17 protein-coding genes are annotated in these 21,388 nt (G+C 68.6%); 10 read left to right on the forward strand and 7 right to left on the reverse strand.

Annotated features, from left to right (window positions below; all coding sequences use genetic code 11):
• Window positions 1–24 precede the first annotated feature (24 nt).
• The 6 genes from BLQ14_RS07990 (at window position 25) to BLQ14_RS08015 (ending at window position 9,282) form a co-directional block, all read left to right on the forward strand.
• On the forward strand, window positions 25–3,429 hold the full coding sequence (locus BLQ14_RS07990; protein WP_092499945.1) for an indolepyruvate ferredoxin oxidoreductase family protein: 3,405 nt from the start codon (window positions 25–27) through the stop codon (window positions 3,427–3,429).
• 98 nt (window positions 3,430–3,527) lie between these two features.
• Window positions 3,528–4,340: a glutamate racemase gene (locus BLQ14_RS07995; protein WP_092499947.1), complete on the forward strand. Its 813-nt coding sequence runs from the start codon at window positions 3,528–3,530 to the stop codon at window positions 4,338–4,340.
• Window positions 4,341–4,505: 165 nt separating this feature from the next.
• On the forward strand, window positions 4,506–5,666 hold the full coding sequence (locus BLQ14_RS08000) for an acyl-CoA dehydrogenase family protein (protein ID WP_092499949.1): 1,161 nt from the start codon (window positions 4,506–4,508) through the stop codon (window positions 5,664–5,666).
• Window positions 5,667–5,837: 171 nt separating this feature from the next.
• The gene (locus BLQ14_RS08005) at window positions 5,838–7,901 is read left to right on the forward strand and encodes an acetate--CoA ligase family protein (protein WP_092499951.1); all 2,064 of its coding nucleotides are present in this window, start codon (window positions 5,838–5,840) and stop codon (window positions 7,899–7,901) included.
• The gene (locus BLQ14_RS08010) at window positions 7,894–8,697 is read left to right on the forward strand and encodes a carnitinyl-CoA dehydratase (RefSeq protein WP_092499953.1); all 804 of its coding nucleotides are present in this window, start codon (window positions 7,894–7,896) and stop codon (window positions 8,695–8,697) included. The genes BLQ14_RS08005 and BLQ14_RS08010 overlap by 8 nt, the downstream gene beginning before the upstream one ends.
• A 123-nt stretch (window positions 8,698–8,820) precedes the next feature.
• Window positions 8,821–9,282, forward strand: a complete 462-nt coding sequence (locus tag BLQ14_RS08015; RefSeq protein ID WP_092499955.1) for a DUF4177 domain-containing protein — start codon at window positions 8,821–8,823, stop codon at window positions 9,280–9,282.
• Between the two features lie 3 nt (window positions 9,283–9,285).
• Here BLQ14_RS08015 and BLQ14_RS08020 read toward each other — a convergent pair whose 3' ends face one another.
• Entirely contained in the window at window positions 9,286–9,543 is a 258-nt protein-coding gene (locus BLQ14_RS08020; protein ID WP_092499957.1) for a BolA family protein, read from the reverse strand.
• Between the two features lie 74 nt (window positions 9,544–9,617).
• On the opposite strand from BLQ14_RS08020, the gene BLQ14_RS08025 reads away from it, so the two are divergent.
• Window positions 9,618–10,253, forward strand: coding sequence for a J domain-containing protein (locus BLQ14_RS08025; protein WP_092499959.1), 636 nt, complete (start codon window positions 9,618–9,620; stop codon window positions 10,251–10,253).
• A gap of 125 nt (window positions 10,254–10,378) precedes the next feature.
• Window positions 10,379–11,023: a hypothetical protein gene (locus tag BLQ14_RS15390; protein ID WP_170068360.1), complete on the forward strand. Its 645-nt coding sequence runs from the start codon at window positions 10,379–10,381 to the stop codon at window positions 11,021–11,023.
• 58 nt (window positions 11,024–11,081) lie between these two features.
• Here BLQ14_RS15390 and BLQ14_RS08035 read toward each other — a convergent pair whose 3' ends face one another.
• Window positions 11,082–11,423 (reverse strand): DUF427 domain-containing protein, encoded by a 342-nt coding sequence (locus tag BLQ14_RS08035; protein WP_092499961.1) that lies wholly within the window; start codon window positions 11,421–11,423, stop codon window positions 11,082–11,084.
• 75 nt (window positions 11,424–11,498) lie between these two features.
• The gene (locus BLQ14_RS08040) at window positions 11,499–13,292 is read right to left on the reverse strand and encodes an aminopeptidase P family protein (protein ID WP_092499963.1); all 1,794 of its coding nucleotides are present in this window, start codon (window positions 13,290–13,292) and stop codon (window positions 11,499–11,501) included.
• Window positions 13,293–13,487: 195 nt separating this feature from the next.
• Between BLQ14_RS08040 and BLQ14_RS08045 the strand changes: the two genes are divergently transcribed.
• Complete coding sequence (locus BLQ14_RS08045) at window positions 13,488–14,117, forward strand: NADPH-dependent FMN reductase (RefSeq protein ID WP_092499965.1); 630 nt, start codon at window positions 13,488–13,490, stop codon at window positions 14,115–14,117.
• 7 nt (window positions 14,118–14,124) lie between these two features.
• On the opposite strand, the gene cobT is transcribed toward BLQ14_RS08045, so the two are convergent.
• The 4 genes from cobT to BLQ14_RS08065 form a co-directional block, all read right to left on the reverse strand.
• Window positions 14,125–16,005 (reverse strand): cobaltochelatase subunit CobT, encoded by a 1,881-nt coding sequence (cobT, locus tag BLQ14_RS08050; RefSeq protein ID WP_092499967.1) that lies wholly within the window; start codon window positions 16,003–16,005, stop codon window positions 14,125–14,127.
• A 132-nt stretch (window positions 16,006–16,137) separates the two neighbouring features.
• Window positions 16,138–17,082 carry a threonine/serine dehydratase gene (locus BLQ14_RS08055; protein WP_092499969.1) on the reverse strand — a complete coding sequence of 315 codons (945 nt, stop codon included), beginning with the start codon at window positions 17,080–17,082 and terminating at the stop codon, window positions 16,138–16,140.
• Window positions 17,079–18,065, reverse strand: a complete 987-nt coding sequence (gene cobS / locus BLQ14_RS08060; protein WP_092499971.1) for a cobaltochelatase subunit CobS — start codon at window positions 18,063–18,065, stop codon at window positions 17,079–17,081. Before cobS ends, BLQ14_RS08055 begins: the two co-directional genes overlap by 4 nt.
• Before the next feature lie 106 nt (window positions 18,066–18,171).
• Complete coding sequence (locus BLQ14_RS08065; RefSeq protein ID WP_425412089.1) at window positions 18,172–19,860, reverse strand: chloride channel protein; 1,689 nt, start codon at window positions 19,858–19,860, stop codon at window positions 18,172–18,174.
• A 113-nt stretch (window positions 19,861–19,973) separates the two neighbouring features.
• On the opposite strand from BLQ14_RS08065, the gene BLQ14_RS08070 reads away from it, so the two are divergent.
• A complete protein-coding gene (locus BLQ14_RS08070) occupies window positions 19,974–21,347 on the forward strand; it encodes an FAD-binding oxidoreductase (RefSeq protein ID WP_092499973.1) in 1,374 nt (457 codons plus the stop codon).
• Window positions 21,348–21,388: the final 41 nt, after the last annotated feature.

The following is a 21,388-nucleotide window of genomic DNA, read 5'->3' on the forward strand; positions in this document are numbered from 1 at the left end:
GGAGCCCAGGGAGGAGGGTGAGCGATGAGCCTGCGCGATGTGAGCCTTCACGACCGTTTCGATCTGCAGAAGTCGCCGGTTCTGCTGAACGGCACCCAGGCGCTGGTGCGGCTGATGCTGATGCAGAAGGCGCGCGACCGCGCGGCGGGGCTGAACACCGCGGGCCTCGTCACCGGCTATCGCGGCTCGCCCTTGGGCGGCGTCGATCAGCAGATGTGGCGCGCGCAGGCCGATCTCGAGGCGAATGACATCCGCTTCATCCCCGGCCTCAACGAGGATCTCGCCGCTACCGCGCTGTGGGGCACGCAGCAGGCGGAGCTGCGCGGCGAGGGGCGCTTCGACGGCGTGTTCGGCCTGTGGTACGGCAAGGGCCCCGGCGTGGACCGCTCGGGCGACGTGATGCGGCATGCGAACATGGCGGGCACCTCGCCCCATGGCGGCGTGCTGATGGCGATGGGCGACGATCACACCGGCGAATCCTCCACCACGCTGCACCAGTCCGACTGGGCGATGGTGGACGCCTACATGCCGGTGCTGAGCCCCGCCGGCGTGCAGGAAATTCTCGATTACGGCATCTACGGCTTTGCCCTGTCGCGCTTCGCCGGCGTCTGGGCCGGGCTGAAGCTGATGAAGGACACGGTGGAGGCGACCGCCGTCGTCGATGGCCGGCCGGAGCGGATGCAGCTCATCACGCCAGACTTCGCGATGCCCGAAGGCGGGCTCAACATCAGGCTGATCGACACGCCGGTGGCGCAGGAAGCGCGCATGATCGACTACAAGCGCTTCGCCGCCGAGGCCTTCGCCCGCGCCAACAGCATCGACCGGCGCGTCTGGGGGGCGCCGGGCGCGAAGATCGGCTTTGTCGCGGCGGGCAAGAACTGGCTCGATCTTGTCCACGCGCTCGAGCTTCTGGGGCTGGACGAGGCCGAGGCGCGGCGGCTCGGGATCACCACCTACAAGGTGGGCCAGACCTTCCCGCTCGACATGCAAAGCTTCCGCGAATGGGCCGAGGGGCTCGAGCTGATCGTCATCGTCGAGGAAAAGCGCAAGCTGATCGAGGTGCAGGCCAAGGAGGCGATCTTCGACGACCGCCGCGGCCGGCGCGTCTACGGCTGGCGCAACGACCGCGGCGAGGAGCTCTTCCCCACCCGCTATGCGCTCGACCCGGTGATGATCGCCGAGAAGATCGGCGCCATCCTCATCGAGGAGGGGCGCGGCACCGAGGGTGTGAAGGCGGGGCTCCGGCGGATCGAGGAGGCCCGCCGCGCCGACAATGCCCCCGAGATCGCCCAGCGCCTGCCCTGGTTCTGCTCGGGCTGCCCGCACAACACCTCCACGAAGCTGCCCGAGGGCAGCCGCGCCTATGCCGGCATCGGCTGTCACTACATGGTGCAGTGGATGGACCGCGAGACCATCGGCTTCACCCAGATGGGCGGGGAGGGGGCGAACTGGGTGGGCGAGGCGCCGTTTTCGAAGCGCGCCCATGTCTTCCAGAACCTCGGCGACGGCACCTATGAGCATTCGGGCGTGCAGGCGATCCGCTTCGCCGTCGCCACCAACACCAACATCACCTACAAGATCCTCTACAACGACGCGGTCGCCATGACCGGCGGCCAGCCGCTCGAGGGCGGTCTGACACCCCAGCAGATCGCGCGCGAGCTTCTGGCGATGGGCGTGAAAAGGGTCGCGCTCGTCTACGATCCCAAGGAAGAGCTCGACTTGGCGAGCTTCCCGCCCGAAGTCGAGAAGCACACCCGCGACGAGCTTCTCGCGGTGGAAAGGAAGTTTCGGGACATCAGGGGCGTCACGGCGATCGTCTACGTCCAGACCTGCGCGGCCGAGAAGCGCCGCCGCCGCAAGCGCGGTGCCTTCCCCGACCCCGACCTGCGCGTTTTCATCGACCCCGACGTGTGCGAGGGCTGCGGGGACTGCGGCGTGCAGTCGAACTGCGTCTCGATCGTCCCGCTCGAGACCGAATTCGGCCGCAAGCGCGCCATCGACCAGTCCTCCTGCAACAAGGACTTCTCCTGCCTCGACGGCTTCTGCCCCTCCTTCGTCACCGTCAAGGGGGCGAAGATACGCAAGGCCGCGACGGTGGAGGTCGATGTGGGCCATCTGCCCGAGCCAGAGCTGCCCCCGATCGCGGGAACCTGGAACACGGTCATCACCGGCGTGGGGGGCACCGGCGTTGTCACCATCGGCGCGGTGATGGCCATGGCCGCCCATCTCGACGGCAAGGGTGCGGGCATGATGGAGATGGCGGGTCTTGCCCAGAAGGGCGGCGCGGTGGCGATCCACTGCCGCATCGGCGAAACCCCCGAGGCGATCAGCGCCATCCGCGTGGCCACCGGCGAGGCCGATGCGCTGATCGGCGGCGATCTCGTCGTGTCGGCCGGCGCGAAGACGCTGGCGCTCACCGCGCCGGGGCGCACCGGCGCGGTGGTCAATTCGCACGAGATCATCACCGGCCAGTTCACGCAGGACCCCGAATTCCGCCTGCCCGCCGAGCGGCTGCGCCTGTCTCTCGAGGCGCGCCTTGGCGCGCGGCTCACCCTGCTCGACGCGACCGAGATCGCGCGGCTCGCGATGGGCGACACGATCTTCTCCAACATGATCGTCTTCGGCGCGGCATGGCAGCAGGGCCTGGTGCCGCTCTCGCATGAGGCGATCCTGCGCGCGATCGAGCTCAACGGCGCGGCCGTCGAGCCCAACAAGCGCGCCTTCGAGCTCGGCCGCTGGGCCGCGCTCAACCCCGAGGCGGCGGCGGCGCTGGGCGGCGAGAGGGTGGCGCAGAAGCCCAGGACGCTTGCCGAGCGCATTGCCCTGCGCGCCGAGCACCTTGAGGCCTACCAGTCGAAGCGGCTCGCCCGGCGCTACCTCAAGCTTGTCGAGTCCGTCGAGGACGAGCGCCTGCGCGAGGCCATCGCCAAGGGCTATCACAAGCTCCTTGCCTGCAAGGACGAATACGAGGTCGCCCGGCTTCTCTCCCGCACCGCGGCCAAGGCGGCGGAGGCGTTCGAGGGTGATCTCGAACTCACCTACCACCTCGCCCCGCCGCTCCTTGCCCGCAAGGGCCCCGAGGGGCGGCCGAAGAAGCGCGCCTTCGGCCCCTGGCTTGCCCGCTTCCTGCCGCTGCTTGCGCGACTGAAGTTCCTGCGCGGCACGCCCTTCGACCCCTTCGGATACACCCAGGAGCGGCGCATGGAGCGCGCGCTGATCCGTCAGTATGAGGCGGATGTCGCCCGGCTTCTCGACGGCGCGGCGGCGCGCAACATGGAGGCGGCCGTGGCGCTGGCCGAGCTGCCGCTCATGATCCGCGGCTTCGGCCCGGTGAAGGCGGCAAATGCCGAGAAGGCGGCGAAGCGGCGAGAGGAGCTCTGGGCCGCCATCGAGGCGGGGCCCGCCCCGCTCCGGCAGGCCGCCGAATAGGTGATCGCGGGGTTTGGCCGGCGCGGAGATTCGGATGTGGAAATCGCGGCGCGTTCGGCCTAATTGCGGTGCGCGATCACAGGGGAGACTCGAGACACATGGCCGTCGGCATCTTCGATTCGGGGCTGGGTGGACTGACCGTGCTCGACGCGATCACGAAACGCCTGCCCGACCAGGCGTTGATCTACTATGGCGACAACGCCCATGCGCCCTATGGGGTGCGCGATGCCGATGACATCTTCCGCCTGACCACCGCCGGCGTGCAGCGGCTCTTCGATGCCGGCTGTGATCTCGTCATTCTTGCCTGCAACACCGCCTCGGCCGCGGCCCTGCGCCGCATGCAGGAGACATGGGTGCCCCGCGACAAGCGCGTGCTGGGCGTGTTCGTGCCGCTCATCGAGGCGCTCACCGAAAGGCCGTGGGGCGACAACTCGCCGCCGCGCGAGGTGTCGGTGAAGCATGTCGCGCTCTTCGCCACACCCGCCACCGTGGCCAGCCGCGCCTTTCAGCGCGAGCTTGCCTTCCGCGCCATCGGCGTTGATGTCGAGGCGCAGAGCTGCGCCGGCGTCGTCGATGCCATCGAGGAGGGCGACATGATCCTCGCCGAGGCGCTGGTCAGAAGCCATGTCGAGGCGCTCAAGCGCAAGATGCCAAACCCCGAGGCGGCGGTTCTCGGCTGCACCCACTACCCGCTGGTCGAGGACGTGTTCCGCGCCGCACTCGGCCCCGAGGTGAAGGTGTTCAGCCAGCCGCGAATCGTGGCCGAAAGCCTTGCCGACTACCTCGCTCGCCACCCCGAGCGGGCAGGGAAGGGCACCGAGTCCTTCTTCCTCACCACGGGCGACCCGCGCCGCGTCTCGGACGGGGCCACGCGGTTTCTCCGCCGCCGCATCGAGTTCCGCGCCGCCTGAGGCCGGGCGCCGCGCCCTTCCTCCATCACCTTGGTCCAAATACCCACCCGCGGCGCAGCCGCGGCAATGTCGCATTTGGCACAAGCGACGGTGAAATCGGGCAAGGCCGGCGCCACAACGCGCCTCTACTCTTGCACAGACGCAGGAGGAGAGAGGCAAGGCCCGATGGATTTCGCGCTGAGCGAGGAGCAGGAGCTGATCGTCGCCACCGTGCGGCAATTCGTCGAGCGCGAGATCTACCCGCATGAGGCGGAGGTGGAGCGTCTGGGCCGCGTGCCACCGGAGCTTGCCGCCGAGATCCGGGCCAAGGTCATCGAGATGGGCTTCTGGGCCTGCAACTTTCCCGCCGAGGTGGGGGGCGCGGGGCTGAGCCATCTCGACTTCACGCTGGTCGAACGCGAGCTTGGGCGCGGATCGATGGCGCTCACGCATTTCTTCGGCCGGCCGCAGAACATCCTGATGGCCTGCGAGGGCGAGCAGCGCGAGCGCTACCTCTTTCCCGCCGTGCGCGGCGAGAAGATGGACGCGCTGGCAATGACCGAGCCCGGCGCGGGCTCCGACATCCGCTCGATGGCCACAACGGCGGTGCGGCAGGGCGGCGACTGGGTCATCAACGGCACCAAGCACTTCATCTCGGGCGCCGACACCGCCGACTTCTTCATCGTCTTCGTCGCCACCGGCGTGGACGACACGCCCAAGGGGCCGAAGAAGCGCATCACCTGCTTTCTCGTCGATCGCGGCACGCCCGGCTTCACCGTGCGCGAGGGCTACCGCTCGGTCTCGCACCGCGGCTATCACAACTGCATCCTCGAGTTCGACGACTGCCGCCTGCCCGACTCCCAGATTCTGGGCGAGGTTGACGGCGGATTCGCGGTGATGAACGAGTGGCTCTATGCCACGCGGCTCACCGTTGCCGCCTTCTGCGTGGGGCGCGCGCGGCGGGTCTTCGACCACGCGCTGTCATGGGCAGCGGAGCGGCGCCAGTTCGGCCAGCCGATCGGCCGGTTTCAGGGCGTGGGCTTCCAGATCGCCGACATGATCACCGAGATCGATGCCGCCGACTGGCTCACGCTCTCGGCCGCCTGGCGGCTCGACCGGGGCCTGCCCGCTAACCGCGAGATTGCCTCGGCCAAGCTCTACGCCAGCGAGATGCTGGCGCGGGTGACCGATGCCACGGTGCAGATTCACGGCGGCATGGGGCTGATGGACGATCTGCCCATCGAGCGCTTCTGGCGCGACGCGCGGGTGGAGCGGATCTGGGACGGCACCTCCGAGATCCAGCGCCACATCATCTCGCGCGAGTTGTTGCGGCCCTTGGGTGCGTGAGATGCGACAGGTGAGGAGGCTGGTTTCAGGCGTCCCGGCAAGGCACAGGGCATGCGCCCGACCGGGCGGGTGCAGAATGCGCCCGCCTGGGGGCGGGCGGGCGCATGCCCGGCCTGACGGCCGGGCCGGGGACCGTCTCTTCGCCGTTTCCCAAAGGCGCCTCTCCCGGCCATGACTTCCGATCTCTCGCGCCTCTTCCGTCCGCGCGCCATCGCCGTGATCGGCGGAGGTGTGTGGGGTGCGAATGTGATCGCCACCTGCCGCAAGATGGGTTTTGACGGCAGGCTCATGGCCGTCCATCCCACCCGCGGCGAGATCGCCGGCGTGCCGGCGGTGCGCCGCGTGGCCGATCTGCCCGTCGCGCCCGACGCGGCCTTCGTCGCCGTCAACCGCGCCGCCGCCATCGAGGCCATCGAAGAGCTTGGCCGGAGGGGCGCAGGCGGCGCGGTGTGTTTCGCATCCGGCTTTGCAGAGGCCGATGCCGAAACCGGCGACGGCGCGGCACTTCAGGCGCGCCTGCTCGCCGTGGCAGGCCGCATGCCGATCCTCGGCCCCAACTGCTACGGCTTCATCAACGCGCTCGACCGCGCCGCCCTCTGGCCCGATCAGCACGGGCTCGTGCCGGTCGAGCGCGGCGTTGCCCTTGTCGGGCAGTCCTCGAACATGCTCATCAACCTGACGATGCAGCGGCGGGGGCTGCCCATCTCCCACGTCGTCGCCGCGGGAAATCAGGCGCAGCTCGGGCTTGCCGCCATCGGCCGCGCGCTCCTTGCCGACGACAGGGTCACGGCGCTGGGCCTGCACATCGAAGGCTTGGGCGATCCTTCAGCCTTCGAGGCGCTGGCGCGGGCGGCGCGGGCGGTCGGCAAACCCGTTGTTGCGCTCAAGGTGGGCGCATCGGCCGAGGCGCAGACGGCCACGCTTTCGCATACCGCGTCTCTGGTGGGAAGCGCGGCCGGGGCGGCGGCACTTTTCGCCCGCCTCGGAGTCGCGCAGGTGCATGACCTCGCCTCCTTTCTCGAGGCCCTGAAGCTTGCCCATGGGCTCGGCAGGCTCCCGGCCGCGAGCCTCGCGTCGATGTCCTGCTCGGGCGGCGAGGCGAGCCTGATGGCCGACATGGCGGCGGCGCGCGGCATCGCCTTTCCGGCGCTGACAGAAGGACAGCGCGCCCGCCTGCGCGAGGTCTTGGGGCCCAAGGTCGCGCTTTCCAACCCCCTCGACTACCACACCTACATCTGGGGCGACACGGAGGCGATGGCGGAGACCTTCGCTGCCATGCTCGCGGGCCCGGCCGCGCTTGGCTGCCTGATCGTGGACTATCCACGGGCCGACCGCTGCGACGCCTCCGCCTGGGCGCCGGTGATCGAGGCGGCCGCGCGGGCGCGCGCCGCTTCCGCCTGTCCCCTTGCGCTGCTGGCCACGCTGCCCGAGAACATGCCCGAGGAGATTGCCGCCGAGGCCTTCGCGCGGGGGCTGGTGCCGCTCGCAGGCCTCGCCGAGGCACTCGACGCTATCGCCGCCCTCGCGCGCGCGGGCGGAGCGCCCGAGGCACCGGCTCCCGCCTTTGCGCCCCCAGAGCCTGCCGGTGGCCGCGTGACATTGTCCGAGGCCGAGGCGAAGGCCGCGCTCGCGGACCATGGGCTCGCAGTGCCGGCCGGGCGCCGGGCGGCGAGCGCGGCGCAGGCGCGCGAGGCGGCCGAGGCGCTGGGCTTTCCGGTCGTTCTCAAGGCAGAGGGGATTGCCCACAAGACCGAGGCCGGGGCGGTGCGGCTCGGGCTCACCTCGGGCGCGGAGGTGGAGGCGGCGGCGCGCGCGATGGGCGCGGGCAGCTTCCTTGTCGAGCGCATGGTCGAGGGCGCGGTGGCCGAACTCGTGCTGGGCATCACCCGCGATCCGGCGCATGGCTTTCTGCTCACCATCGGCGCGGGCGGGCAGCTTGCCGAGCTCTTGGCCGACACCGCGACGCTGATCGTCCCGGCAGGCCGGGCGGAAATCCTGGCCGCGCTGTCGCGCCTGCGCATCTGGCGGCTGCTCGCGGGCTGGCGGGGGGCACCGGCGGGCAACATCGAAGCGGTTGCGGATGCCGCCCTTGCGCTGCAGGATTTCGTGATCGCCGCGGAAGGGCGCGTGGTGGAGGCCGAGATCAACCCGCTCATCGTCACGCCCGAGCGCGCCGTGGCGGCCGATGCGCTGGTGGTCAGGATCGAAAGCGAAGGGGAGGGCGCCGATGGCTGAATTGAAGGTGCGTGACGAAGGGCCGCTAAGGGTCACCCGCCGTGGCCATGTGGCCGAATTCACGCTGGACCGCCCGCCCGCCAACGCCATCGACCTCGCCACGAGCCGGATCATGGGCGAAATCTTCACCGAGTTCCGCGATGACCCCGAGATTCGCGTCGGTCTGGTGACGGCGGCGGGCGAGAAGTTCTTCTGCCCCGGCTGGGATCTGAAGGCCGCGGCGGCGGGCGACGCGGTGGACGGCGACTATGGCGTCGGCGGCTTCGGGGGTCTGCAGGAGCTGCGCGGGCTCAACAAGCCGGTGATCATGGCGGTGAACGGCATCTGCTGCGGCGGCGGGCTCGAGTTCGCGCTCTGCGGCGACATCATCCTCGTCGCCGAGCACGCCCGTTTCGCGCTGCCCGAGATCCGCTCGGGCACCGTGGCCGATGCCGCCTCGATCAAGCTGCCGCGCCGCATCCCCTATCACATCGCCATGGAGATGCTCTTGACGGGGCGCTGGATGGAGGCCGAGGAGGCCGCGCGCTGGGGGCTTGTCAACCGGGTGCTCCCGGCTGCCGAGCTGATGGCTGCGGCGCGCGCGCTTGCCGATGAGCTCGCGTCCGGGCCGCCGCTTGTCTTCGCCGCGATCAAGGAGATCGTGCGCGAGGCCGAGGACATGAAGTTTCAGGACGCGCTCAACCGCATCACCAAGAGCCAGTTCGAGACGGTCGAGCGGCTCTACCGCTCCGAGGATCAGCTTGAGGGCGCGCGCGCCTTTGCCGAGAAGCGCGATCCGGTCTGGAAGGGCCGGTAAGGCCGACGCCGCTCCGTTTTTTTGACCTGATGGCAACACTCGCCGTAGGCTCCGCGTGGCCGCTCTGGCGGCGCGCGGCGTGAACCCCTAATCTGTCAGCCCTGCATTGGGGGAAGCGATATCATGACGACGCGATATGAATACAAGGTCGTTCCGGCGCCGAACCGGGGCATCAAGCGCAAGGGCCTGAAGGATCCCGACGCGCGCTTTGCCGCCGCGGTCACCGAGGCAATGAACGAGCTCGGCGCCGAGGGCTGGGAGTATCTGCGCACCGACTCCCTGCCCTGCGAGGAGCGCAAGGGGCTGCGTGGGCGCGTCACGACCTTCAAGACCATGATGGTCTTCCGCCGTGTCGTGAATGCCGGGACGGAGCAGGTTGACGCCGGCACCGGGGGCGGGACCGGAGCGGCGTCGATGGCCTCCGACCGTGCAGCGCGACGCGAGCCGCTGCTTGCCGGGTCACGGAGCGAGGGCGGCGCCGCGGCCCCGATCGGCCCGGCAAGGATGACATCCGAAGGCGGGCCGGAAACGGCCGCCGCAAGCCCTGTTGTCAGTCTTCCGCTCGAAGGCGAGCGCCGGGGCTGAGGCTCAGGCCTCGACTTCGAGCGCCAGTGCGTGAATCCGTCCGATCAGCTCGGTTCCCAGAGCGGCGTGAATCGCGCGGTGCCGGGCGAGACGGTTCATGTCGGCGAAGGCGCTGGCGCGGATGCGCACGCGAAAATGCGTGCCGCCTCCTTCCCTCCAGCCGGCATGGCCGCGATGGAGCTCACTTTCGTCAATGACCTCTATGTGTTCCGGCGCGAAGGCCGCACGCAGCTTCTGCTCGATCTCGTCGCTTGTCGCCATTTTTTCCGGCCGCCCCCTTTTCAGTCGCGCGCGATAGACTAAACTTTCGGCCCCGACTCGAAAAGGCAGGTGACATGGCAGGACCGGACCCCTTTGGATTCGACCTTCGCGTCTCCACCGAGAAGAAGCGGCGCAACCGCGGCCGGAGGGGGATGTCGGGGGCCTTCGAGACTTCGACCAAGCAATGCGAGCATCCCGGCTGCACCGAGCAGGGCCAGTACCGCGCACCCAAGTCGCGTGAGCATCTCGACGAGTATTACTGGTTCTGCAAGCAGCATGTGCGGGAATACAACCTGAAATGGAACTTCTTCGAGGGATCCACCGAGGAGGAGTTCGAGGCCCAGCTCGAGCGTGACCGCGTCTGGGGCCGACCGACGAAACCGTTTTCGCGCAAGCCCGGCGAGGAAGCGCGCGCCTGGTCGCGGCTCGGCATTGACGACCCGCACCAGGTGCTGGGCGACAAGGCCACGCGCAACCCCGGCAAGGCGGTCACGGGCACGCGCCGCCTGCCGCCCACCGAGCGCCGCGCGCTGGAGATACTCGATGCGAAGGACACCTGGAGCCGCGCCGAGATCCGCAAGGCCTACAAGGCGCTCATCAAGGTGCTGCATCCCGACATGAACGGCGGCGACCGCAGCCACGAGGAACAGCTGCAACAGGTCGTCTGGGCCTGGGAGCAGATCAAGGACAGCCGCAACTTCCGCGACTGAATTCTGCTCGGGCTTTGCCCTGAGGTTGCCAAATTCAACTCGGGCCTTGTCCTCAGGTTGCCAAAAACATCTGCAAGATCCGTCACGAGTTGAATCAAGTTCGAGTCAATTCGGGCGGATTGCAGATGAGGGAATTCATCACGGTCAGGGCGGACGCGCGATGGCGCGAAATGCTTCTGCGGGACGAGAACGGGGCCGTGAGCGTTGACCTTGTCGTTCTTGTCGCGGCGGTGACCGGTCTCGCCCTCGCCGTGATACCCACCATCGCCAGTCAGGTGATCGACAGCTCCGCGCGCATCGGTGATGATATGGCAGAGGTCGTGGCGGGCGTCTCCCTCGGCGCTCAGGCGCAGGCGGGCGGCGGTGACGCCGGCGCTCTGGCAGGGGGTGCGGAGCCGTCTCAGCAGGCTGCCGACGACAGCCAGGAAGCCGAAGAGGGCGTAGCAGACGACAACGGTGATGACGCGGCGGAGGCCGTGGAGAACGCCGAAGAGTCGCAGGGTGAGGCCGGCGATGAATCCGGCTCCGACGACACCGGCCCATCGTCAGCTCAGGCGGCGGATGATGCCGCGGCAGAGGACGGCGCTGCGGGCGCGTCTGGCAATGATAAGAAGACCGAGGGCAACGGCAAAGGCAAGGCCAAGGGCAAAGGCAAGGCGAAAGACAACGGCAAAGGCAAGGCCAAGGGCAAGGCGAAAGACAACGGCAAAGGCAAGGCCAAGGGCAAGGCCAAAGACAACGGCAAAGGCAAGGCAAACGGCAAGGGTTAGGCGAGACTGGCGGCGTCCGGCATTTTCCTGAGCTTTGCACGCATCGGCCGGCCGGGGGCTACAGTTCCTCGACCGTTGCCTTCTCCGGGTAAAAGGCCAGGTACCCGGCGATTGCGGCGACGGGTTCGAGAGGCGCCTCATAGCTCCAGGCAGCGTCCTCGATGATGCCGCTCTTGGTGTGCAACGCGTAATGCGCCGCCTCGCCCTTCCACGGGCAATTGGTAACGGTTGCGCTCCGTTCGAGAAACGCCATGGCGACGTCTTCGCGTGGAAAATAGATCACCGGGGGCAGCTCACCTTCGCTGAGTTCCAGCGCCTCGCGCGTCTCGCCGATCACCGCACCTCCGGCACGCACCACCCAGGTGCCGGGCGCGCGGCGAATGCGTATCCTCTCGGCCATGGCCGTTCTCCCTGCTGTTGTCTGCTGCCCACGGATTCGGCGCGAGAGTATCACTCCCGGCCGCCGCAGCCCAAGTCACAGGGGCGCGGTGACCTGTCGCAGCCAGTCGGTGACGGGGGCGGGGCAGAGTGGCGCGATGCGGCGCCTCACTTCGGCGTGATAGCTGTCAAGCCATGCGCGCTCCTCCCCGGTCAGCAGCTCCGGCGCGATCAGCCGCCGGTCGATCGGCACCCATGTGAGTGTGTCGAAGCAGAGCATCTCCCGGCCTTCGTCGCCGCCTGCCACCGCCGGCGCCTCCCGCACCACCACAAGGTTCTCGATGCGGATGCCGTATTCACCCGCCCGGTAATGGCCGGGCTCATTGGAGAGGATCATCCCCGGCTCGAGCGGCACCGTGCCGGTGCGCGCCAGCCGCTGCGGCCCCTCGTGCACCGAGAGATAGACGCCGACGCCATGGCCGGTGCCGTGGTCATAGTCCATCCCCGCCTGCCAGAGCGCCTGCCGCGCCAGCGCGTCGAGATCGCGTCCGGCAAGCCCTTTCGGCCATCGGGCGCGCGAGATGGCGATCATGCCCTTGAGCACGCGGGTGAAGGCCGCCTTCAGCGCCTCGGGCGGCGGCGTGCGGCCGATCCAGACCGTGCGCGTCACATCGGTGGTGCCGTCGAGATACTGACCGCCCGAGTCGATCAGGAGCGTCTCGCCCGCCCTCAGCTGCCGGTTCGTCTCCCGCGTCACGCGGTAATGCACGATGGCGCCATTTGGCCCGCTGCCGGCGATGGTGTCGAAGGCGATGTCGCGAAGCGCGCCCGTGGCCGCGCGCGCTTCCTCGAGCCGCGTCACCACGTCAATCTCGGTCAGCTCGCCGGGCGCGGTGGCATCGAGCCAGGCGAGAAACTCCGCCATTGCCGCCCCGTCGCGCAGATGCGCCTGGGTGGTGGCCGCGATCTCGGCGGCCGTCTTGCGCGCCTTGGGCAGAAGGCAGGGGTCGGCACCGGCGACGGCCTTGACGCCCGCCTTCTCAAGAATGCGCCACACCTCCCAGGGCGCGGTATCGCGATCCAGGCGCACCGGCCCTGCAAGGCGCGCAAGGTCGGTGGCGAAAGTCTCTCTTGGGGACAGTTGCACTTCAGGGTCGAGTTCGACCGTGGCGAACTTGCCCGGGTCGGCATAAAGCGCCACCTCGCCCTCGCTGCCGACAATCGCGAAGGCCTGCACGATGGGAATGCGGGGGATGTCCGAGCCGCGGATGTTGAGAAGCCAGCAGATGGAGTCGGGCAGGGTGAGCACCGCCGCCTTCTGCCCCGCCTCTGCGAGCGCCGCGCCCACCATGGCGCGCTTTTCGGCCGAGCTCAGCCCGGCCAGTCGCACCGGATAGTCCTCCACCGCGCCGTCGGGTGGGGGCGGGCGATCGGTCCAGATGCGATCGACAAGGTTCTCCCACTCCAGGAATTCGACCTCGGGCGCGGCGCTGCGCAGCTCCTCCACCTGGGCTGCGGTGAAGAGCCAGGGGTCGAAGCCCACGCGCGCGCCCTTCCCGAGCCGGCCGGCAATCCACGGCCCGGGCTTGGAGGCCGGCCATTGCTCGACGGCGAACTCCTCGGCCATCTGCGCGCGGGCCTGCAGCGTGTAGCGGCCATCCACGAACACTGCCGCCTCATGTTCGAGGATCACGGCCTGCCCGGCCGAGCCGGTGAAGCCGGTGAGCCATGCCAGCCGCTCGTCGCAGGGAGCGACGTATTCGCCCTGATGGGCATCCGCCCGCGGAACGAGAAACCCCTGCAGGCCATCCCTGGCCATCTCGCGCCTGAGCGCGGCCAGCCGCGGCGGGCCCTGCTCGGGCCGGGTGGTGGCCTCGAAACTCTGAAACATCGCGGCGCTCCTTGCCTCTCCCGCTGCCCTTTCAAGCCACAATGAACCCGCTGGCGCGCACGGCTGCAAGAGCTGGCCGACATGTGCAGATGCGCACACATGTTGTCAAATCATGCAGAATTTCAGGGTCTTGAGAGAAGCGCGAGGGATGCAGACATGGTGAGCGACAACAGTTCAGGAACAGGAGATCAGGCCATGGCCACGACAACCAGCACCGACAAACCCCGCATCGGCGTCATCATCGGCACCACGCGCAAGGCGCGTTTCGCGGACAAGCCCGCGCAATGGTTCATGGAACTTGCGCGCCAGCGCGAGGACATGGAATTCGAGCTGCTGGACCTGCGTGATTTCGATCTTCCCTTCTTCGACGAGGTGGCTTCCAACCTGTGGGTGCCGAGCGAAGATCCCAAGGCGCGCCGCTGGCAGGAGACGCTGGCCGGCTTCGACGGCTTCGTGGTGGTGACGGGCGAGTACAACCACTCGGTTCCGGCGGTGCTGAAGAACGCGCTCGATCAGGCCTACAAGGAGTGGATGCGCAAGCCCATGGGCTTTGTCGGCTATGGCGGCACCGGAGCGGCGCGCGCCATCGAGCATCTGCGCGGCATTGCCGTGGAGCTTCAGATGGTGCCGCTGCGCAATGCCGTGCATATCGGCGGCGGCGAGTTCATGAAGGTTCACCCGCTCGGCGAAAACGGCCCGATGGAGAGCATCGCCTACGCCATCGAGCCCGCGGCCAAGGCCATGCTCGACGAGCTTTCGTGGTGGGCCCGGGCAACAAAGGCCGCCCGCGCAGCCGACTCCAATCAATCCGAGCAGGCCGCCTGAGCGCGCTTCAGCCCGCGCGTCTCAGCGCCTTGTAGATGCCGAAGACCCGCGCCTTCGCGCGCGGGTCGCGGTCAAAGAGGGTAGCGAGCTGCTCGGTCATCGCCCCGGCGAGCTGCTCGACATCGGTGATCGTCACCGCGTGCTTGTAGTAGCGGGTGACATCATGGCCGATGCCGATGGCGATGAGCTCCACGATCTTCTTGCGCTCGATCATGGCGATCACGTCGCGCAGGTGCTTTTCGAGATAGTTGGCCGGGTTCACGCTGAGCGTGGAGTCATCCACCGGCGCCCCGTCCGAGATCACCATCAGGATCTTGCGCGCCTCGGGCCGGAACATCAGCCGCCGGTGCGCCCATTCGAGCGCCTCGCCGTCGATGTTCTCCTTCAAAAGCCCCTCCTTCATCATCAGCCCGAGGTTCTCCCGCACCCGCCGCCAGGGGGCGTCGGCCGGCTTGTAGATGATGTGGCGCAGGTCGTTGAGCCGCCCGGGGTTCTGCGGCCGCCCCTCGGCAAGCCACTTCTCGCGGCTCTGCCCGCCCTTCCAGGCGCGGGTGGTGAAGCCCAGGATCTCCACCTTCACGTCGCAGCGCTCGAGCGTGCGCGCCAGCACATCGGCACATATCGCGGCAATGGAGATCGGCCGGCCGCGCATCGAGCCCGAGTTGTCGATCAGAAGGCTGACGACGGTATCCTTGAAATCGGTGTCCTTCTCCACCTTGAACGACAGCGGCGTGGTGGGGTTGGCAACCACGCGCGCGAGCCGCCCGGCGTCGAGAATCCCCTCCTCGCGGTCGAACTCCCAGCTGCGGTTCTGCTGTGCCTGCAGGCGACGCTGCAGCTTGTGCGCAAGCCGCCCCACCGCGCCCTTCAGGGGCTCGAGCTGCTGGTCGAGATAGGCGCGCAGCCGCTCGAGCTCGGCCGGCTCGGCGAGATCCTCGGCGCGTACCTCCTCGTCAAACTCGGTGGTGAAAGCGCGGTAATCGGGGTCGGCCTCCGAGATCGGCGCAGGCGGCGGCGGCTCGAAGGGCATGTCGGCATCCTGCTCCTCGCCCTCCTCCCGCATCTCGCTGTCGTCGCGTTCTTCCACCGAGACCTGCGCCTCCAGGGCATCCTGCTGCTGCTCCTGGCTCTGCTCCGGCCGCGCGTCCGCGTCCTCGCCGCCTTCCTCCTCTTCCGAACCGGCCGACTCGGGGCTTTCCTCCTCTTCGCTCGCCTCCTCCTCGCTGTCGTCCTCGGCATCCGGGTCGTCGCCGAGCTGGTCGCCATAGCCGAGGTCGGCAATCAGCTGCCGGGCGAATCTGGCGAACGCCGCCTGGTCGGTGAGCTTGTCCTTGAGTTGCGCGAGCGTCTCGGCGGCCTGCGCCTCGATGAAGGCGCGCCACAGGTTCATCACATTGGCCGCATCGGGGGGCAGATCGCGCCCCGTCGCCAGATGCCGGATGAGATAGCCCGCCGCCGCCGGCAGCGGCGCCTCCGAAGCCTCGCGAATCTGCCCATAGCCGCGCCTCGCGGCCTCATGCGCGATCTTGGCGTCGATGTTGCCGAGCGTGCCGGGCATGTCCCGCGCGCCGACGGCCTCGACCCGCGCCGTCTCCATCGCCTCATAGATGTCGCGCGCCATCTGTCCCGCCGGCGCATAGCGTGCATGGGTCTTGGGGTCGTGGTAGCGGTGGCGCAAGGCAAAGGCATCGGCGGTACCGCGCGCAAGCATCACCTCCTCCCGCGTCATCCGCCGGCTGACCTGCGGCAGGCGGACCGAGTCGGCGGTCATCCCCGGCGGATCGACCGAGAAGGTCACGCCCAGGTCCGGATCGTCGGCCATGACCTTTGTGGCCTCGGCCAGCGCCTTCTTGAACGGATCGGCCGGATTGTCGGAGTGCTTCTTCATGGGGCAGAGATCGCACCCGCCGGTGCGCCTTTCAAGTCTGTCTGCCTGCCGGGAACCCGCATCGGTTCCATCATCCTGGTGCAAATACCCATGTCCACCACCTCCCCCGGCGCTGCCGGCCGGTCGTCCCGATCAACGCAGGAACCAGCCTGGTTCGGCATTGCCGCCACAGAGCAGAACCGCGCAGCGTTCGCCCGGTTCGGGCACATAGGCGCCCGACGTCAGCGCCGCCAGTGCCACCGCGGCCCCGGGCTCGCCCACGATGCGGGTGGTCTCCCACAAAAGCCGCTGCGCTGCGATCACATCGGCATCCGACACCACCACCGAGGGACGTTCCTGGGCGCTCAAAATCGCCCAGGGCATCGCGCCGATCGCCGGCGCACCAAGCGCGGAGGCGGCAATGCCCGAGGCGCGCATGTCGCCGCCGGGGCCTTCGCGCAGAGCGCGCGCATAGGTCGCCGTGCCCTCCGTCTCGACCGCGACCACCTTCACCCGCTCGCCGTACCAGGCGGCGATCCCGCCGATCAGTCCCCCGCCGCCAACCGAAACGAAAAGCGTGTCGATGTCGGGCGCCTGCCCCTCGAGCTCGGCGGCGACGGTGCCCTGGCCGGCCAGCGTCGGCGCGGTGTCATACGGGTGGACGGCGAGCGCCCCCTTCTCTTCGGCATGAGCCTGGTAGGCCGCCATCACCTCGCCGACCGTGCCGCCCACAACGCGCACCTCGGCGCCGAAGCTTTCCATCCGCGCGATCTTCACCGGATTGGCGATTGCCTCTGGCACGAAGATGACTGCCCGCGCGCCGAGCGCCATGGCCGCCCAGGCCACCGCGGCGCCATGGTTGCCTCCGGAGGCGGCAACCACCCCCGCCTCGGGCAGGCGTTCGACCGAGAGCAGGTTGTTGAAGGCGCCACGCGCCTTGAACGAGCCGGTCACCTGGCTGTGCTCGAGCTTCAGCGTGACCGGAACGTCAACGCCGAGCGTGCCGGGCTCGAGTTCGAGCACCGGCGTCAGACGCACGAAGTCGCGGATGCGGGCAAGCGCATCGACAATCTCGCGCCGCCCGATCACCTCGCTCATACGAGGCTCACCGCCGCCGCGCTCTCGGGAAGCTCCTCGTCGAAGCAGCGCTGGTAGAACTCCGCCACCGTGGGCCGCTCGAGCTCGTCGCACTTGTTGAGGAAGGTGAGCCGGAAGGCGTAGCCGACATTGCGGAAGATCTCGGCGTTCTGCGCCCAGTTGATGACCGTCCGCGGGCTCATCACCGTTGAAAGCTCGCCATTCATGAAGGCGGTGCGGGTCAGGTCCGCCACCGTCACCATCCGGCTGACCGTCTGGCGCCCCTTGTCGGTGTTGTAGTGGGGGCACTTCGACAGAACAATCGCCACCTCCGCGTCATGGCTGAGATAGTTGAGCGTCGCCACCATCGACCAGCGGTCCATCTGCGCCTGGTTGATCTGCTGGACGCCGTGATAAAGCCCCGTGGTGTCGCCGAGGCCCACCGTGTTGGCCGTGGCGAAGAGGCGGAAATAGGGGTGCGGGCGGATGATCTCGTTCTGGTCGAGAAGCGTCAGCTTGCCGTCATGCTCGAGCACCCGCTGGATGACGAACATCACATCGGCCCGGCCGGCGTCATATTCGTCGAAGACGATCGCCGTGGGGTGGCGCAGCGCCCAGGGCAGGATGCCCTCCTGAAACTCGGTCACCTGCTTGCCGTCTCTGAGCTTGATCGCGTCCTTGCCGATCAGGTCGATCCGGCTGATGTGGGAATCAAGGTTCACCCGCACGCAGGGCCAGTTGAGCCGGTTGGCCACCTGCTCGATGTGGGTCGACTTGCCGGTGCCGTGATAGCCCTGGATGATGAGCCGGCGGTTGTACTGGAAGGCCGCGAGGATCGCGAGCGTCGTCTCGGGGTCGAACTTGTAGGTCGGATCGGGGTCGGGCACGCGGTCGGTCGGCTCGGCGAAGGCCTTGACCTTCATGTCGGTGTCGATGCCGAACACGTCGCGCACCGAGATCTCCTCGGTGGGTTTGGCGTTGATGTCGAGGCTGCCGTCCGCCATGTGAAAACCTCTTTGGGGGGATACCGTCATTGCGCGCCGCGGCGCCGAGAGCGCCTGCCGCCGGTCTTCATGTAGGAGATTTCGTCGAAGGTCAACGCAGGCGCGCTCAGCTGTGCTCCTCGGCAGCCGTCTCGGCCAGAGCGCGGTTGTAGGCCTTGAGCGCATCGATCTGGAAGAGTGCCCCTCTGAGTTCGGGCGCCTCGCCCTCGCCAGAAAGCGAGATGACCGGGATCCACGCCACGCCGGCCTGATCGAAGATGGGCATGGCGTTCTCCAGCGTGGCGTTCACATCGAGATAGACGCCCCTGTCGATGAGCTCCCAGGCGGCCGCCTCTTCGGGCATGGCCGGGTCATCCACGGGCCGCATCACCTGGCCGACGCGAAAAAGCCCCAGAAGATAGGCCTGCGGCCCTGCGGCGAGGTGGATGTTGCGCCGCTCGAGCTGGGTGAGGAAGAAGGAGCGGTCAACGAGCCGGCTGGCGAGCGCGGTGGAGATCGACACCGCCACCATCACCGCGATGCCGATCTGCCAGTCGCCGGTCATCTCGAAGACGATGAGCGTGGTCGAGATCGGCGCGCCGAGCACGGCGGCGGCGACCGCGCCCATGCCGGCGATTGCATAGATGGTCGCCGAGCCGGAGAAATCGGGCAGGAATCCGGTGGCGACGATTCCAAACGCAAGGCCGGTGAGCGCCCCCACCATCAGCGAGGGCGAGAAGATGCCCCCGCCCATGCGCCCGCCGAAGGTGATGGCCACGGCAATGACCTTGATGATGGCGAAGACAACCGCTTCGTGAAAGAGAAGCTGGCCGGTCAGGGCACGCGAGGTGGTCTCGTAGCCCACGCCGATGACATGGGGGAAGGTGATGGCCAGCGCGCCCAAGAGCGCCCCGGCGATGGCGGGGCGCAGAATGCGCGGCAGGCCGGTGCGCTCGCGGATGGCGGTGGCAAGATCGTCGGCCCAGAACACCGCCCGCATCAGCGCCACCGCCACGAGCCCGCAGACCGCGCCGAGAATGAGAAAGGCCGGCAGCTCTACGTAGAACGCCAGCGTGCCTTCGCCGGGGATGTGAAACTCGGTGACATTGCCGTAGCGCAGCCGGTTGACGACGGTGCCGGCCACGGCGGCCACGGCGATTGGCGCGAAGGCGTGCAGCGCGAAATGGCGCAGGATCACCTCGAGCGCAAAGAGCGCTCCGGCGATCGGCGCGTTGAAGGAGGCGGAGACGGCTGCCGCCACTGCGCAGCCCAGAAGATCGCGCCCGGTGATGCCATCGGCCCGGATGCGGTTCGACACCCAGGTGGCGATGAGCCCGGCGATATGCACCACCGGCCCTTCGCGCCCCGAGGAGCCGCCGGTGGAAAGCGTGATGAGCGAGGCCAGCGCCGAGGCGATTCCGGCGCGCCGCTCGACCCGCCCGTCATGCAGCGCCGCCCCTTCGATCACGTCGGCCACCGAGCGGACGCGATCATCGGGGGTGAAGGTGGTCAGCAGCCAGCCGACGACGAGCCCGCCGGCGACCGGCACGGCAAGGAGCCACCACCAGGGCAGGGTGGCGGCATGGCTGTGCACATGTGCTGCATCCGGGGCCCGATAGATCAGCGCCTGCAGCTCCTCGATGCCGAAGCGGAACAGCAGCGCCGCAGCGCCGGAGGCGATTCCGATGACAAGCGCGATGAACCAGAACTGCACCTGTCCCGGTCCCTTCTCGCGCATCACGGACCATGCCTCGCGCAGCATCTGCGCGGGTCGAGCGAGCAGTGCCGTGAGCGTTCCCTCCTCCGGGCGGGCCATTGTTTCTCCACGTGGGCCAGTGAGTTGCCGCCCCCGGCACTTTCCGAGGCCAGCCCCCTCGCCTAGGGTCTTCAATCCGGGTCTTGCACGAGGCTGATGCACGGGGGGCCGAGATGAGCATCGACACCGCGCTCGCCGAATTGTCCTCGCTTCTAGGCAATCGGTTGAGCCGCGCCAAGGCGGAACGTGAGCTGCACGGCCGTTCGGAGTCCTATTTCCCTCTGACCCTGCCTGATGCCGTGGCCTTTCCCGAGTCCACCGAGGAGGTCGCCCGCCTCGTGGCCATCTGCGCGGCGCATGGCTGTCCCGTGGTGCCGTGGGGCACGGGCACCTCGCTTGAGGGTCAGTCGCTCGCCTTCACCGGCGGCGTCTGCGTGGATTTCTCGCGCATGAATCGGGTGCTGGCGGTGCATGACGCCGACATGGATGCGGTGGTGCAACCCGGCGTCACGCGCGAGGCGCTGAACATGGAGCTGCGTCACCGCGGGCTGTTCTTCTCGGTCGATCCGGGGGCCAACGCGAGCCTCGGCGGCATGGCGATGACCCGCGCCTCGGGCACCACCGCCGTGCGCTATGGCACCATGCGCGACAATGTGATGGCGCTCGAGGTGGTGCTGGCCGACGGACGGGTGATCCGCACCGGCAGCCGGGCGCGCAAGTCGGCCGCGGGCTATGACCTGACCGCGCTCTTTGTGGGCTCGGAGGGCACGCTGGGGCTGGTGACCGAGCTGACGCTCAGGCTCCACGGCCAGCCCGAGGCGATCTCTGCCGCGGTCTGCGCCTTTTCCGACTTTGGCGCGGCGGTGGCGGCGGTGGTGGAGACCATCCAGATGGGCATTCCGATGGCGCGGATCGAATTCGTCGATGCCGCCACGGCCGCCGCCTTCAACCTCTATGCCGGGGCGGAGTTGCCCGAGCTGCCGCATCTGATGGTGGAGTTCCATGGCTCGCCCAGCGCGGTGGAGGAGGATGCGACGCGCTTTGGCGAGATCGCGCGCGAGCATGGGGCCGTGTCCTTCGAGTGGGCCACACGCGAGGAGGACCGGCGCGCGCTCTGGACCATGCGCCACAACGCAGCCTACGCCTGTCTGGCGACCCGCCCCGGCGCGCGCCAGCTTGTCACCGACATCTGCGTGCCGATCTCGCGCCTTGCGCAGGCGGTGGAGGAGACCCGCGCCGACATTGCCGCCTCGAGCATTCCCGGCATGATCCTCGGCCATGTCGGCGACGGCAACTTCCACGCCGTGCTGCTCATCGACCCCGACAACCCGGCCGAGCGGGAAGAGGCGCTGCGGCTGTCGCATCGCATGGTGGAGCGGGCGCTTGCGATGGACGGGACCTCGACCGGGGAGCACGGCGTGGGCGTGGGGAAGACGGCCTACATGGAGGCCGAGCATGGGGCGGCTTGGGGCGTCATGGCCGAGATCAAGCGGGCGCTCGACCCCAAGAACATCATGAACCCCGGCAAGCTCGTGCGGGTGAACTGAGGGGAAAGGGACCTGCCGGGGGACGGGCGTGAACGCGGCGG

Source organism: Meinhardsimonia xiamenensis (genome assembly GCF_900102905.1).
In the GTDB taxonomy this organism is placed as follows: domain Bacteria; phylum Pseudomonadota; class Alphaproteobacteria; order Rhodobacterales; family Rhodobacteraceae; genus Meinhardsimonia; species Meinhardsimonia xiamenensis.

Coding starts and splice junctions, on each gene's coding strand:
- BLQ14_RS08055 (WP_092499969.1), bottom strand. CDS start 17,082: ATGAGCGAGGTGATCGGGCGGCGCGAGATTGTCGATGCGCTTGCCCGC.
- BLQ14_RS08035 (WP_092499961.1), bottom strand. CDS start 11,423: ATGGCCGAGAGGATACGCATTCGCCGCGCGCCCGGCACCTGGGTGGTG.
- BLQ14_RS08015 (WP_092499955.1), top strand. CDS start 8,821: ATGACGACGCGATATGAATACAAGGTCGTTCCGGCGCCGAACCGGGGC.
- BLQ14_RS08020 (WP_092499957.1), bottom strand. CDS start 9,543: ATGGCGACAAGCGACGAGATCGAGCAGAAGCTGCGTGCGGCCTTCGCG.
- cobS (WP_092499971.1), bottom strand. CDS start 18,065: ATGGCGGACGGCAGCCTCGACATCAACGCCAAACCCACCGAGGAGATC.
- cobT (WP_092499967.1), bottom strand. CDS start 16,005: ATGAAGAAGCACTCCGACAATCCGGCCGATCCGTTCAAGAAGGCGCTG.
- BLQ14_RS08005 (WP_092499951.1), top strand. CDS start 5,838: ATGACTTCCGATCTCTCGCGCCTCTTCCGTCCGCGCGCCATCGCCGTG.
- BLQ14_RS08045 (WP_092499965.1), top strand. CDS start 13,488: ATGGCCACGACAACCAGCACCGACAAACCCCGCATCGGCGTCATCATC.
- BLQ14_RS08025 (WP_092499959.1), top strand. CDS start 9,618: ATGGCAGGACCGGACCCCTTTGGATTCGACCTTCGCGTCTCCACCGAG.
- BLQ14_RS08065 (WP_425412089.1), bottom strand. CDS start 19,860: ATGGCCCGCCCGGAGGAGGGAACGCTCACGGCACTGCTCGCTCGACCC.
- BLQ14_RS07990 (WP_092499945.1), top strand. CDS start 25: ATGAGCCTGCGCGATGTGAGCCTTCACGACCGTTTCGATCTGCAGAAG.
- BLQ14_RS08010 (WP_092499953.1), top strand. CDS start 7,894: ATGGCTGAATTGAAGGTGCGTGACGAAGGGCCGCTAAGGGTCACCCGC.
- BLQ14_RS08070 (WP_092499973.1), top strand. CDS start 19,974: ATGAGCATCGACACCGCGCTCGCCGAATTGTCCTCGCTTCTAGGCAAT.
- BLQ14_RS07995 (WP_092499947.1), top strand. CDS start 3,528: ATGGCCGTCGGCATCTTCGATTCGGGGCTGGGTGGACTGACCGTGCTC.
- BLQ14_RS08040 (WP_092499963.1), bottom strand. CDS start 13,292: ATGTTTCAGAGTTTCGAGGCCACCACCCGGCCCGAGCAGGGCCCGCCG.
- BLQ14_RS08000 (WP_092499949.1), top strand. CDS start 4,506: ATGGATTTCGCGCTGAGCGAGGAGCAGGAGCTGATCGTCGCCACCGTG.
- BLQ14_RS15390 (WP_170068360.1), top strand. CDS start 10,379: ATGAGGGAATTCATCACGGTCAGGGCGGACGCGCGATGGCGCGAAATG.